14 protein-coding genes and 1 pseudogene are annotated in these 13,215 nt (G+C 68.8%); 8 read left to right on the forward strand and 7 right to left on the reverse strand.

The window, feature by feature from the left end:
• Positions 1–57: 57 nt before the first annotated feature.
• The gene (locus tag ACFTE1_RS00985; RefSeq protein ID WP_380619902.1) at positions 58–609 is read left to right on the forward strand and encodes a hypothetical protein; all 552 of its coding nucleotides are present in this window, start codon (positions 58–60) and stop codon (positions 607–609) included.
• Positions 610–658: 49 nt separating this feature from the next.
• Here ACFTE1_RS00985 and ACFTE1_RS00990 read toward each other — a convergent pair whose 3' ends face one another.
• The 4 genes from ACFTE1_RS00990 to ACFTE1_RS01005 all read right to left on the reverse strand — a co-directional run bounded on the left by ACFTE1_RS00990 (position 659) and on the right by ACFTE1_RS01005 (position 3,304).
• Entirely contained in the window at positions 659–925 is a 267-nt protein-coding gene (locus ACFTE1_RS00990) for a hypothetical protein (RefSeq protein ID WP_380619904.1), read from the reverse strand.
• 28 nt (positions 926–953) lie between these two features.
• Positions 954–1,148, reverse strand: a complete 195-nt coding sequence (locus ACFTE1_RS00995) for a hypothetical protein (protein WP_380619907.1) — start codon at positions 1,146–1,148, stop codon at positions 954–956.
• 137 nt (positions 1,149–1,285) lie between these two features.
• Positions 1,286–1,846 (reverse strand): TetR/AcrR family transcriptional regulator, encoded by a 561-nt coding sequence (locus ACFTE1_RS01000; protein ID WP_380619909.1) that lies wholly within the window; start codon positions 1,844–1,846, stop codon positions 1,286–1,288.
• Between the two features lie 39 nt (positions 1,847–1,885).
• Entirely contained in the window at positions 1,886–3,304 is a 1,419-nt protein-coding gene (locus ACFTE1_RS01005) for an MFS transporter (RefSeq protein ID WP_380619911.1), read from the reverse strand.
• Positions 3,305–3,529: 225 nt separating this feature from the next.
• Here ACFTE1_RS01005 and ACFTE1_RS01010 point away from each other — a divergent pair, with 225 nt between their 5' ends.
• The 3 genes from ACFTE1_RS01010 to ACFTE1_RS01020 all read left to right on the forward strand — a co-directional run bounded on the left by ACFTE1_RS01010 (position 3,530) and on the right by ACFTE1_RS01020 (position 4,839).
• The gene (locus ACFTE1_RS01010) at positions 3,530–3,943 is read left to right on the forward strand and encodes a hypothetical protein (protein WP_380619914.1); all 414 of its coding nucleotides are present in this window, start codon (positions 3,530–3,532) and stop codon (positions 3,941–3,943) included.
• A 186-nt stretch (positions 3,944–4,129) separates the two neighbouring features.
• On the forward strand, positions 4,130–4,606 hold the full coding sequence (locus ACFTE1_RS01015; RefSeq protein ID WP_380619916.1) for a DUF2975 domain-containing protein: 477 nt from the start codon (positions 4,130–4,132) through the stop codon (positions 4,604–4,606).
• The gene (locus ACFTE1_RS01020) at positions 4,606–4,839 is read left to right on the forward strand and encodes a helix-turn-helix domain-containing protein (RefSeq protein ID WP_380619919.1); all 234 of its coding nucleotides are present in this window, start codon (positions 4,606–4,608) and stop codon (positions 4,837–4,839) included. Before ACFTE1_RS01015 ends, ACFTE1_RS01020 begins: the two co-directional genes overlap by 1 nt.
• Before the next feature lie 51 nt (positions 4,840–4,890).
• Here ACFTE1_RS01020 and ACFTE1_RS01025 read toward each other — a convergent pair whose 3' ends face one another.
• Positions 4,891–5,265: a MerR family transcriptional regulator gene (locus ACFTE1_RS01025; protein WP_380619922.1), complete on the reverse strand. Its 375-nt coding sequence runs from the start codon at positions 5,263–5,265 to the stop codon at positions 4,891–4,893.
• Between the two features lie 56 nt (positions 5,266–5,321).
• Here ACFTE1_RS01025 and ACFTE1_RS01030 point away from each other — a divergent pair.
• Positions 5,322–6,427: pseudogene (locus ACFTE1_RS01030) on the forward strand (alkene reductase).
• Positions 6,428–6,484: 57 nt separating this feature from the next.
• Here the strand turns inward: ACFTE1_RS01030 and ACFTE1_RS01035 are convergent.
• A complete protein-coding gene (locus ACFTE1_RS01035; protein ID WP_380619925.1) occupies positions 6,485–8,050 on the reverse strand; it encodes a glycoside hydrolase family 13 protein in 1,566 nt (521 codons plus the stop codon).
• Between the two features lie 60 nt (positions 8,051–8,110).
• On the reverse strand, positions 8,111–9,100 hold the full coding sequence (locus tag ACFTE1_RS01040; protein ID WP_380619927.1) for a LacI family DNA-binding transcriptional regulator: 990 nt from the start codon (positions 9,098–9,100) through the stop codon (positions 8,111–8,113).
• A 233-nt stretch (positions 9,101–9,333) separates the two neighbouring features.
• On the opposite strand from ACFTE1_RS01040, the gene ACFTE1_RS01045 reads away from it, so the two are divergent.
• Genes ACFTE1_RS01045 through ACFTE1_RS01055 form a run of 3 tightly spaced genes read left to right on the forward strand, consistent with a single transcriptional unit; the run spans position 9,334 to position 13,098 of the window.
• On the forward strand, positions 9,334–10,602 hold the full coding sequence (locus tag ACFTE1_RS01045) for a sugar ABC transporter substrate-binding protein (protein ID WP_380619930.1): 1,269 nt from the start codon (positions 9,334–9,336) through the stop codon (positions 10,600–10,602).
• A 31-nt stretch (positions 10,603–10,633) separates the two neighbouring features.
• Positions 10,634–12,223 (forward strand): ABC transporter permease subunit, encoded by a 1,590-nt coding sequence (locus ACFTE1_RS01050; protein ID WP_380619932.1) that lies wholly within the window; start codon positions 10,634–10,636, stop codon positions 12,221–12,223.
• The gene (locus ACFTE1_RS01055; protein ID WP_380619934.1) at positions 12,220–13,098 is read left to right on the forward strand and encodes a sugar ABC transporter permease; all 879 of its coding nucleotides are present in this window, start codon (positions 12,220–12,222) and stop codon (positions 13,096–13,098) included. Before ACFTE1_RS01050 ends, ACFTE1_RS01055 begins: the two co-directional genes overlap by 4 nt.
• The last annotated feature ends 117 nt before the right edge of the window (positions 13,099–13,215 follow it).

Raw genomic sequence — 13,215 nt, forward strand, 5'->3', positions numbered from 1 at the left:
TTGCGACAGTGGCGGACACCTGTAATCCTCGATAGGGAACATTGAGGAGAACAGCGCATGGCACATGAGAACACCGCCTCGTGGCACTACGGTCCCCTGCCCCCGACCGACGACGCCGCCGCGTGGATCTACGGCATCATGCCCGACGGGTGGATCGCCGGACTGCCCGAGCTGACCGTCGACCGCGACGAGATGATCATCATCTGTCCGCTGCCCGCGCCCGAACATCCCGGCGACGCCACCGACTCCGACCGGGCCGCCACCGAAGAGGGGCGCATCTCCCGGTTCCGCGAGGCCACCCGGGACCTGCGCGTGCAGATCGCGCAACAGGTCCAGTACCGCTACCAGCGCCAAGCCTCCTGGGGCGCGCGCTGCGGCGGGACGACGATGGTGTTCACCCACCAGTCCGTGCCCGTCACCGCGCGGCTGAGGCAGCCAGAGCGGCTCGTCCTCGACACGCTCGTCGGATCCGGCGTCGCCTCTTCGCGATCGGACGCGCTCGCCTGGTGTGTGAGGCTCGTGGAGCAGCACGCCGAGGACTGGTTCGCCGAGTTGCGCGACGCGATGACGTCGGTGGACGACTTGCGCAGGCGAGGCCCCGGGGTCTGAGAACGAATGAGGAGCCGGTGTGCCGCCGCCGCGGCGCGTCGGGCTGCGGTCAGGGGCCGAAGATCTCGTTCCGAGATGTCGCCTGGAAGGCGGCGACCTGCCACCGCTCGAGTTGTCGGGGGTCGTCGCACTCGGCGATCTTCCGCAGATCGTCGTCGGTCAGGGCGACGTCCCGGATCTCACAGTAGCGGATGAGGGACTGCCTTATGCCCTTGAGCAGGCCGATCGCCTCTCCGTGTTTTTTGCCGCGCTGTTCTCCGCGCTTTTCCCGCTCGTTGAGAAGGCGACTTTCGTACGGATATGATTCCATTGCCATGAGTTGCTCCAGCAGGTTCTTGGGCCCGTCAGAAAGGGCCGACGACAGAGAAGACCGAGTCGCAGTTCAACGGCCTGATTGCGACGTTGGAGGACACCTCCGACCCGGGCGTCGCCGCTGTGGCGCGGGGGCGTTCGAATCCGGCGATCTCGAGTAGGTCCAGCGCGGTTTCCGGTCTGCTCTGCAGAATCCGGAGGGGGACCTCGTGTTCGGCTGTTACCATTCGCCCAGGATACGAATCGCGTCGCGAGTCGGATCCCGTTGACACGCACTGTAAATTGTCGGAAACGAGACAAGTCGTAAGGCGCGGTGGAGGCCGATCACCGGGCTCGGCCACGTTCTCCGGACCGCTGCACGAGATCAGACGTTCAACGTCTTCCTAAGCACCGCGTATATATGGTCTACGTCGGCGGGGGCGTTCTCGATGAGCAGCGCCGTGCACATCCCGTCCGATACCGCCACCAGCGCTGAGATGGCCTCGGGGTCGTCGGTGCAGCGCCCGCCCAGCTCCGCCACGTTCTCCCGCCAGCGCCTGGCGACCGGGCGAAGCGCCGGCCTACGTGATGCCAAAGTGGACAGCTCACGCTCGGCCAGCGCCCGGTCGCGCCCCGGCCCGCCCGCCGACTCGGCGATGAGCTCGGCCAGGCCGCGCAAAACGTCCTCGCGCCGATCGATGATCGCGCGGATCTTCGCGGTATAGGAGTCCGCAACGGTGGCCAGCGCGGCTACGAGCAGATCGTCGATGGTGGCGAAGTAATAGGCGCTCAGGCTGGTCGGAATGCCGGCCTCCTTGGCGACGGCGCGGTGGGTGACCCCTCCGGCGCCGTCCCGCTGCACCACGGCGAGGGCGGCGGCGATGATCTCGGCACGGCGCTTGGCCCCTCTGGCCTTGCGCCCGTCGCTCGCCTCGTCCCCGCTCATCGCGCCTCCTGTCCGCCCGGTACAACTGTACCGCCACGGTCAGTCGGCCCCGATGGGTCTCAAGTGCTTGAGCGTGGTCATGCAGAGCACGGCCACGGCGGCCGTCGCCACCGCCGCCGTCAGCGACGAGGCCATGAGCCCGGCGGTGAAGGCGGCGTTCTCCTCCGCCGGCGTCTCGGGTGACCGGCCGAGCCGGATCGCCGTGGTGAGGCTACCAAGCAGGGCGACCCCGGCGGCGATTCCGAACTCCTGGACCGTCTCCGACAGCGCGGCGGCGGAACCGGACTTCTCGGCCGGGGCGGCGCCGACGACGATGTCGGTGCCGAGCGCCGCGATGCCTCCGAGCCCCAGGTAGACCAGGGCGAAACCCGCGACCACGAACGCCTTTCCGCCCAGGTCGGCCCCCGCGATGAGCAGGTAGCCCGCCACGGAGACGGCCAGCGCGGCCGCTATGACGACGGCGGGCCGCACGCGCCGGGCCAAGATCGGAGCGCCGACGGCCGCGACGATCATCGTCAGCGCGGGAGGCCCCATCCACAGGCCGGCCGCGGCGGGAGAGAGTCCCTCGACGGTCTGGAGGTACTGCGTCACCAGGTACATGGCCCCGCCGACGCCGACCAGCCCGACGAGGAGCACCGCCAATGCCGCGGAGAACCCCTTGTCGGCGAAGAGCCCCACGTCCACCAGGGGAGCGTCGAGCCGCCGCTGCCGCCGGGCGAACACCGTGCCGGCCACGGCCCCGGCCAGGAAAAGGGCAGCGGTCGAGAGGTCGAAGCCGTTGGCCGCGATGTGCTTGACGGCGTACACGACCGGCAGGATCGCCGCCAGGGAGAGGAGGACGCTCGCCAGGTCGAGGCGCTGCCCGGTCGGCGCCGAGTACTCCGGCAGCAGTCTCGGCGCCGCGACGAGCACGACCGCAGCGGCCGGTACGGCGAGGAGAAAGGCCGCGCCCCACCAGAAGAGGTCGACCAGGAGGCCGCCGACCACGGGACCGGCGGCCATGCCCACGGCGAACATGGTGACCCAGACGCCGATCGCCACGGCCCTCTGGTGAACATCCGTGAACATGGTGCCGATCAGGGAGAGCGTCGAGGGCATGAGGGTCGCGCCCGCGATACCCAGCAGGGCCCGGGCGGCGATGAGGGCCTCCGCGCTCGGGGCGAAGGCGGCGAAGAGGGAGGCGGCGGCGAAGGCGGACACCCCGATCATGAGCAGGCGCCGGCGGCCCGTGCGGTCGCCCAGGGTGCCCATGGTGATGAGGAAGCCGGCTATTAGGAATCCGTAGACGTCCATGATCCAGAGCGTCTGGGCGGGGGAAGGGGCGAGGTCGGCGGCCATGCTCGGCAGGGCGAGGTAGAGGACGGTGACGTCGAGGCCGAGGAGGACGGTCGGGACCGACAGCAGGCCCAGGCCCAGCCATTCCCGGGTTCCGGCCGGCGGGGCTTCGGTGGCTACCACGGTGGTGCCCCTTTCTGTGGAAAATTAGTTGAACGGTAACACAAGTTGTATATCCGTTCAACTTTCTTGGGGCACTCCTCGCTGCTGATATCGGTAGGCACGGATAATACAATTCGCGACTAGAGGCATTCTTGGTATGTTCACCGCGATCCCGCGTTGATAGCTTGCGGTTAGTCGGGCATCGACCCGATATTCCTGTCCGGCACAACGAATCTGGAGAAGATAGTGCTGAGAGAGAAATTCCGTGAGAACAGACTGCTGACAGCCCTGGTAGTCCTCGCCGCTTCAGTGGGCCTCGCCCTGTCCACTGCCAGTCCCACGACGGCGGCACCGTCGGCGGCGGCTCCGCCGTCCGAGCCGACCGCCGCCGTGGTCGACGCCGAGGTGGAAGTCCTACCGGACGCCTCCTGCCGCGCCCGCTTCAAGCAGGGCGTCAAGCACCGCGCGAGGGCGACCACGAACTCGACGGCCCTGGGCATCATCCCCAAGGGGCGGTGGGTCCCGGCCACGTGCAGCCGCGTGTCCGGCGGCAAGTACTCCGCCTGCGGAGGCTCGTCGAGCTACTGGCTGAAGGTCAAATGGAACGGGCGATGGGGTTATTCCGCCTGGTACTGCATGAAGGACTGGGAGTACAAGTAGACCTCGTCCCGAGGGTGAGGGGCCGTCCCGAAAAGGGGGCGGCCCCTCCGTGCGCCAGAGCCCGGATGCGTCAGCCGCAATGGGCTCCACTGGGGTTGGGCGGCCCCTCCGTGCGCCCGGGCCCGAGTTGGCAATATCTATCGAAAAACGATATATTATTATCGTGATTCGAGAGAAGGAGGAGCCATGGGCCGACTGACCGTCCTGGCACTGCGGACCGTGATAGCGCTGGCCTTCGCCGGCTCCCTGGTCGTGCAACTGCTGATGATCCCGATGACGGCGATCAACGACGAGCGGGCGGGCAACGACCTGAGCGCCCGCGACGTCGCCCTCATGGCGATCGCCGTTCTCGCCCTCCTATGCATGCAGGTGGTCGCCGTCTGCGTCTGGAGACTCCTGACGATGGTGCGCAAGGGAACCGTGTTCTCCCACGGGGCCTTCCGGTTCGTGCACACGGTCATCGCGGCTGTGTCCACCGCCTCGGCACTGGTGCTGGTCTTCGGCGCGCTCCTGGCACCGGGCGACGACGTCCCGCCCGGGATGGTGCTCCTCATCGGGGGAGTGGCCGTCGTGCTCGCGGGCGTGGCACTCATCGTCGCCGTCATGAGGGCACTGCTGGCACAGGCGGTGGACCTGCGGTCCGAACTGGACGAGGTGATCTGATGCCCATCGTCGTCGACGTCGACGTCATGCTGGCCAAGAGGAAGATGACCGTCGGGGCGCTCGCCGAGAAGGTCGGGATCACCCCGGCGAACCTCGCGGTGCTGAAGAACGGCAGGGCGAAGGCCGTGCGGTTCACGACCCTGGACGCGCTGTGCGAGTCCCTGGAATGCCAGCCGGGCGACCTCTTGCGGTGGGAGCCGGGGGAAGAGGGGCCCGGCACGGAGAGCGGCTGACGCCCACCCTTCGAGTGGACGCGTTCTGCCGCGGACCGGGTGCGATCCGGCTCAGGCGGAGACGCTCCGCCTCGGCTCGGCGGTCTCGATGACCTCGTCGAGGATGTCGCGCGTCAGCATGAGGTCCCGGATCGACTCGTCGATGCGGTCGCGCTCGGCCTCCAGCTCCCGGCGGAGCTTCTCGTCGGTGCGCTCGTTCGGCCCGCCGTCCGCGTCCCGCAGGCAGGGCAGCAGGTAGTTGATCTTGTCGCTGGACAGCCCGGCGGCCAAGAGGATCTGGATACGGATGACGCGGTCGACCGCCCACTCACCGTAGACCCGGTGCCCGCCGGGAGTCCGCTCCGAGCGGAGAATGCCCTGCTTCTCGTAGTAGCGCAGCGAGCGCTCGCTGATTCCGGTCCGGCGGGAGAGCTCCCCGATCTTCATGGCGCACCTCACAGACGCTTGAAACTGACACCGGTGTCAAGTCCTAGTCTATCGGCATGCGACACAACGAGAACACCTCCGAACTCCTCCAGTCCGACTCCCTCGCCGGCCTCAAGCTCCCCAACCGCCTCGTCATGCCCCGCTGACGCGCAACCGCGCCGCCGTGGACGGCACCCCCACCGACCTCATGCGCGAGTACTACGCCCAGCGCGCCTCGGCCGGGCTCATCATCACCGAGGGCACCACGCCCAGCCGCGTCGGCCAGTCCTACCCGAACATCCCCGGCCTCTACACCGACGCCCACGTCCGCGGATGGAGGAAGGTCACCGACGCCGTCAAGGCCCGCGGAGGGCGGATGTTCGTCCAGATCCAGCACGCCGGGCGCGCCGGCCACCCCGACAACAGCGGACTGACCCCGCAGGCGCCCTCGCCGATCGCCCTGCCCGAGACCATCCACACCCCCTCCGGCCGCCAGGAGTCCGTGGTGCCCGAGGAGATGACCGCCGAGGACATCCGCGACACCGTCGCCGACTTCGCCGCCACCGCCCGCCGAGCGGTCGAGGCCGGCTTCGAGGGCGTCGAGGTCCACTCGGCCAACGGACACCTGCTGCACCAGTTCATCGCTGAGAACACCAACCACCGCACGGACTCCTACGGCGGTTCGCTGGAGAACCGGCTGCGACTCACCGTCGAGGTGGTCGAGGCGGTGGCCGCCGAGATCGGGCCCGAGCGCGTCGGCCTGCGGATCTCTCCCGGCAACACCGTCAACGGCATCGCGGAGGGAGAGACCGGGGAGATCTACCCCGCCCTGGCCGACCGCCTGGCGGGCAGCGGGATCGCCTACCTGCACGTCATCTTCGCCGAACCGGAGTCCGAGCTGTTCCGGACGTTGCGCGCCAAGTGGCCCACCGCGATCATCGCCAACCCGAGCCTGGGCGAGACCGTCCCCGAGGACGGCGGAGCCGAGGCCGGGCGGAAACTGCTGGAGGCGGGCGCGGACTTCATCGCCCTGGGGCGCGCGTTCATCGCCAACCCGGACCTCGTGGAGCGGTTGGAGAAGGGCGCGCCGTTGAACGGACTCCAGGACGGTGCCCTGATGTACACCGGTGGCGCGCAGGGATACACCGACTACCCGACGCTCGACGGAGCCGGGTCGCGATGAGGGGGAGCGAAAGGGGACCGGCGGCCGTTCGGCCGCCGGTCCCCTAGTCGGTATCGGTCAGCGGCTGAGCCAGACGGTCGAGCCGCCCCGGAGGGACTCGCCCTCCAGCGGAGCGGTCTCCAACAGGACCTCCCGGCCCTCGAGCAGCCCGGAGACGTCCACCGGCTCGTCGCCGAAGTTGGTGGCGCACAAGTGGGCCCCGTTGTCGAAGACGAGGACGTCCTCGCGGGGCGCCTCGCGCCACTCGACGGAGGAGCCGCGCTCGTCGCGGAAGGACTTGCGCAGTCCGATGGCGTGGCGGTAGAAGGCCAGGGCCGAGTCCTCGGACTTCTCCTGGGCCTCGACGGACTTGCCGCCCCAGTCGCCGGGCTGCGGCAGCCAGGCGCCGGCCGACCCGAACCCGAAGGACTCGCCGGACTCCTTCCACGGCAGCGGGACGCGGCAGCCGTCGCGGCCGATCTGCTCGCCGCCGGTGCGGTGGAAGGTCGGGTCCTCGCGCACCTCGGCGGGGAGGTCGAGGACCTCGTTGAGCCCCAGCTCCTCGCCCTGGTAGACGTAGACGACACCCGGCAGCGCCATGAGCAGCGCGGTGGCCGCCTTGGCGCGCGCCAGCCCGGTCTCGCCTCCGCCGTAACGGGTCACGTGGCGCTGCACGTCGTGGTTCGACAGCACCCACGTGCAGGGGGCGCCGACACCGGAGTTGTTGCGCACCTCGGCGTCGATGGCCGACTCGAAGTCCGCCGCGGCGAACGGCGCCAGCACGAGGTCGAAGTTGAACGCCTGGTGCAGTTCGTCGGGGCGCAGGTAGAGCGCACGGCGCTCGGCCGAGTCGGTCCACGCCTCGGCGACGAACACGCGGTCGCCGTCGTACTCCTCGATGACGGGGCGCCACGAGCGGTAGATGTCGTGGACGCCGTCCTGGTCGAAGAACGGGGCCTTCGTCGTCCCGATCATCTCGATGGAGCCGTCCCCGCCGGTGTCCGGCAGGCCCTCGGCCTTCACCATGCCGTGGGCGACGTCGATCCGGAAGCCGTCCACGCCGCGGTCGAGCCAGAAGCGCAGCACGGACTCGAACTCGGTGCGCACCTCCGGGTTGTCCCAGTCGAGGTCCGGCTGGGTGGAGTCGAACAGGTGCAGGTACCACTGGCCCCCGTCGGGCGTCTTGGACCAGGCCGCGCCCCCGAAGATGGACTGCCAGTTGTTCGGCGGAGTGTCCGGGGCGGCGGGGTCGACGTCGCGGAAGTGGTAGCGCGCCCGCTCGGGCGAACCGGGCCCGGCGGCCAGAGCCGCCTTGAACCACTCGTGCTCCGAGGAGGTGTGGTTGGGGACCAGGTCGACGATGACGCGGATGCCGTGCTCGTGCGCGGTGGCCAGCATGGCGTCGAAGTCGGCGAGCGTGCCGAAGCGCGGGTCGACGTCGCGGTAGTCGGCGACGTCGTAGCCCGCGTCGTTCTGGGGCGAGGTGTAGAAGGGCGAGAGCCAGACGGCGTCGACGCCGAGCTTCGCGAGGTACGGGAGTCGGTCCCCGACGCCGGCGAGGTCGCCCATGCCGTCGCCGTTGCCGTCGGCGAAGGAGCGCGGGTAGACCTGGTAGACGACGGTGTCCTGCCACCACTTGGTCATAGGGGGTTCCCTTTCTGGAGAGAAGAAGTCGGTCTGGGTGCTGTTCGCTTCGCGAGGGGCTCAGGCGCCGCCGGTGGAACCGCGGACGACCAGTTCCGTGCGGAACAGGTACTCGGCGGTGGGGGTGGCGGCGCCGTCGATGGACTCGAGGAGGGAGCGCGTGGCGGCCGTGGCTATGTCGCGGACCGGTTGGCGCAGGGTCGTGAGGGGAGGGGAGGTGTGCGCGATGAGGGGCGAGTCGTCGTACCCGACGACGGAGAGGTCGTCCGGGACGCGCAGCCCGCGGTCGGCGGCGGCCTGGACGGCGCCCAGCGCCATCATGTCCGAGCCGCAGACGATCCCGGTGACGCCCCGGTCGATGAGTCGTTCGGCGGCCGCGTAGCCGCCCTGCTCGCCGAAGAGCGTCAACTCGATGTGCTCGGGCCCGACCTTCTGCACCGCTTTGCGGTACCCGTCGAGCTTGCGCTTGACCGGAGTGTACTTCTCCGGTCCGGAGATCAGGCCGATCTCGGTGTGCCCCAGCGACGCGAGGTGCTCCACCGCCGTCCGCGCCGCGTGGGCGTCGTCGGCGCTGAAGGCGGGCGCCTCGATCCCCTCCGGCTGCCCGGTGATGAACGCCAGCGGCAGCTTCTTCTCCACCAGCTCCCGGTAGCGCTCGCTGGAGGCCGTCGAGTCGGAGTTCATGCCCGAGACGATGGCCATCCCGGCCACGCCGCGCTCGGTGAGCATGTCGATGTACTCGTCCTCGCTGACGCCCGAGGGCGACTGGGTGCAGAGCACCGGGGTGTACCCGGATCCGGCGAGCACCGTCGCGATCGTCTGCGCGTACAGGGGGAATATCGGGTTGTCCAACTCGGGGAGGATGAGCCCGATGAGGCCCACGGCGTGGCGCCGCAGGGAGGCGGGGCGCTCGTAGCCGAGGACGTCGAGCGCGGTGAGGACGTTCTCCCTCGTCCGCGCGCCGACTCCGGGCTTGTCGTTGAGAACCCGGGAGACGGTCGCTTCGCTGACGCCGGCCTGTTCGGCCACATCGGTGAGTCTGAGGCGCATGGATCCAGCGTAGCAGTTTGGAAAGTAGATAACATTTTGGGTGCAAGATTTTACGGGAATTGCAATATATTTCCGATCCGTGTCATGCTGTGGTGGATGTCAATGACGTGAGAATGTCGCACAGGTTACGCGAACATCTCACTTAACCTGCGAGGATGACCTCCGTGGCAGGGTTTGCGGCGTCCGCGCCGCCCTTGCGACAACGGGGGCCGATCTCAATGAGGAGACTGAACATGAAGCAGAGCCGACACTCCACCGCCCCAACGGTTCTCACCCGCCGCACCCTGGGCGCCGGAATCGCCGCCACCACGGCGCTCGCCCTCGCCGCCTGCGGCGGCGGAGGCGGCGGACCAGAGACCGACGACTCGGCCGGAGACGGGACCACACTCGTCATCTGGGCCGACGAGACCCAAGGACCCGTCCTCAAGAACGCCGTCGACGCCGTCAAGGCCGACTACGGCCTCGACTTCGAGGTCAAGGAGTACGCCGAAGACCTCCAGGAGAACTACCTCAACGCCGTCGAACAGGGCAACGGCCCCGACATCGTCGTGGGAGCCCACGACTGGGCCGGCGCCGTCGTCTCCGCCGGAGGAGCCGAGGCTCTCCACCTCGACACAGCGCAGACCGACGCCCTCAACCCCGCCTCCGTCTCCGCCTTCACCATGGACGGCCAGCTCTACGGAATCCCCTACGCCGTCGAGAACCTCGGCCTCTTCCGCAACACCGAGCTCGCCCCCGACGAGCCGGCCGCCTTCGAGGACCTCATCGCCGACGCCGAGAAGGCCGGCACCGAGCGCTCCCTCGTCGTCCAGCAGGGAGAGGACGGCGACCCCTACCACGGCTACCCGATCTACTCCTCCATGGGCGGCTACCTCTTCGGCTACGACCCCGACGAGGGCTTCGACGCCGCCGACATCGGCATCGACTCCGAAGGCGGCGTCGCCGCCCTGGAGAAGTTCGCCGAACTCGGCGAAGAGGGCGTCCTCTCCACCTCCGTCAGCTCCGAGAACGCCGTCGACCTCTTCGTCAAGGGCGAGGCCCCCTACATGATCACCGGCCCCTGGTCCGTCGGCGCCGTCACCGAAGCCGGAGTCGACTTCGAGGTCGGCGCCATCCCCGGCTTCGAAGGCGAAGACCCCGCCGCCCCCTTCCTCGGCGCCCAGGGCTTCTACGTCAACCCCGACGGAGAGAACAAGGCCAGCGCCGTCGACTTCGCCACCCGCGCCCTCTTCGACGAGGCCTTCCTCGACATCGTCGCCCAGGACGGCGGACGCGAACCCGCCCACCTGAACGCCGCCGCGGCCTTCACCCGCGACAACGCCGTCAACGCCGGCTTCGCCGCCGCCGGAGAGAACTCCCTGCCCATGCCGAACATCCCCGCCATGGGCGCCGTCTGGGAACCCCTCGGACGCGCCATGGCCGACTGCATCAACGGCAACACCACCGGCCGCGAGGCCGCCGAGACCGCCGCCAAGACAGTCCGCGACGAGGTGGAGGGCTAGCCGCCCGCGCGGACCCTCCGAAAGGCACCGAATGAACACGCGCACCACGCGCCCGACGGACGAACCCGACAGCGGAGCGCGGCCGACGCACCACACCGGACACAGCGTCACCCTGGGCGGCACCGTCGCCAAGATCGCCGCCCTCGGACTCACCACGGCCCTCGCCGTGTGGGCCGCGCTCCCGCTGATCGGGCAGCAGCAGTGGGGCTGGCTCGCCCTCGAAGCCGGCCTCCTCGCGCTCGTCTACTACGTCTACCTCCAAAAACGGCACGTCCCGCTCAAATACCTCGTGCCCGGCACACTCCTCCTGGCCGCCTTCCAGATCCTCCCCGTGGTCCTCACCGTCGCCACCGCGACGACCAACTACGGCGAAGGGCACCGCCTCGACAAGGACGGCGCCGTCCAGGCCACCATCGCCGCCGGGCTGCAACGCGACCCCGACTCGCCCACGTATCTCTACTCGGTGGGCGAGGACGCCGGCGGCCCCACCCTCCTGCTGACCGACCCCGCCGAGGAGTCCTACTGGGCCGGAGACGAGACCGGGCTGACCGAGCTCGACGCCTCGGAGCTCACCGTCGACGGTCAGGGCCGCGTCACCGAGTCCCCCGGCTACCGGGTCTGGGACACCGACGAGGTCAACCAGAGGATCGACGAGATCGAGGCCCTCGCCGTCCCCGTCGGCGACGGCGGCATCAACGTCCAGGGCTTCACCGCCTTCGAGGGCACCAGCACCCGCACCTACGACGCCTCGTGCGACTGCATCACCGACAGCGCCACCGGAACGGTGTGGACCGCCGACGACGACCGCGGCGCGTTCTACGACGAGGACGGAAACCGGGCGCTCGCCGGGTGGAAGGTGAGCGTCGGCCTGTCCAACTTCACCAAGGTCTTCACCGACGAGTCCGTGCGCGACCCGTTCCTGCGCGTCTTCGTGTGGAACCTCGCCTTCGCCGTCGCGTCGGTGGCGCTGACCTTCGCCCTCGGACTGGCCTGCGCCATGGCGCTCAACAAGCCGGACCTCAAGGGCACCAAGATCTACCGCGCCATCCTGATCCTGCCCTACGCGATGCCGGCCTTCGCCATGTTCCTGGTCTGGTCGCAGATGTTCAACTCCGAGTACGGGCTGATCAACAACATGTTCGGCATGGACGTCAACTGGCTGGCGGGAACCTGGACGGCGCGCTTCATGGTCCTGTTCGTCAACCTGTGGCTGGGCTTCCCCTACATGTTCCTCATCAGCCTCGGCGCCCTGCAGGCGCTTCCGAGCGACTCGCTGGAGGCGGCCAAGATCGACGGGGCGACGGGCTTCCGGGCCTTCCGGTCGATCACCCTGCCGCTGCTGCTGGTCTCCCTGACGCCGCTGCTGATCTCCTCGTTCGCGTTCAACTTCAACAACGTCAACGCGATCCTCCTGACCACCGGGGGCCACCCGATCGGCGTGGGCGACCAGGTCGGCGGGACGGACCTGCTCATCAGCTACACCTACCGCCTGGCCTTCACCGGAACGAACCCGGACTACGGATTCGCCTCGGCCGTCAGCGTGTTCATCTTCCTCATCGTGGCGACCATGTCCGCGGCGATGTTCCGCCTCACCGTCAAGCAGGAGGAGGTCTTCCAGTGACGACGAAGAACGACCGCCGTTTCGCCAAGTGGGCCAAGACCAAGGGCTGGCGCCACGCCGTGGCCCTGGTCGTCTGCCTCTACGTCCTGGTCCCCCTCCTGTACATCGTCGTGGGCGCCTTCAACCCGTCAGGGACCCTGCCCAGCACCTCCCTGGTGCCCGAGGGCGTCAGCCTGGTGAGCTTCGAGCGGCTCTTCACCGACCCGCAGTTCCCCTTCGTGAAGTGGTACGGCAACACCATCGCCGTGGCGTGCACGGCGTCCTTCCTGTCCATCCTCATCTCGTCCCTGGCCGCCTACGCCTTCAGCCGCTTCCGCTTCCGGGGGCGCCGGCCGTACCTGCTCTTCCTGCTGCTGATCCAGATGTTCCCCGCCTTCCTCGCGATGGTGGCCCTGTACGTCCTGTTCAGCAACCTGGGGGAGTACTACCCCGCGCTGGGGCTCAACACGAGGATGGGCCTGCTCATGGTCTACATGGGCGGCGCCCTGGGCGTCTCGACGTGGCTCATGAAGGGCTTCTTCGACACCATTCCCAAGGAGCTGGACGAGGCCGCGCGCATCGACGGGGCCTCCCACGCGCAGATCTTCTTCAAGATCATCCTCCCGCTGGCGGCTCCCATCATCGCCATCTCGGGGATCCTGGCGTTCGTGGGGACCATGAACGACTTCGTGCTCGCCTCGATCTTCCTGACCGACCGGGAGGAGTGGACCCTCGCCCTCGGCCTCAAGACGATGACCGCCGACAACGCCGAACTGACCCAGCGCGGCATGTTCGCGGCGGGAACGCTCATGGCCTCGGTTCTGACCGTCGGGATCTTCATGGCCCTGCAGCGCTACATCGTCTCCGGCCTCACGGGCGGGGCGGTCAAGGGCTGACGAGCGGTCGGTGCCCGCTCAACCCCTTCCAGGGTCGTCATCTCGCACCGATCGCGAGGTCCGAAAGGGTTTTCGGCCCATCGGACCTCGCGATCGGCACGATCTAGTACCCCTGGC

This window comes from Salininema proteolyticum (assembly GCF_042685645.1).
GTDB classification, from domain to species: domain Bacteria; phylum Actinomycetota; class Actinomycetes; order Mycobacteriales; family Micromonosporaceae; genus Salininema; species Salininema proteolyticum.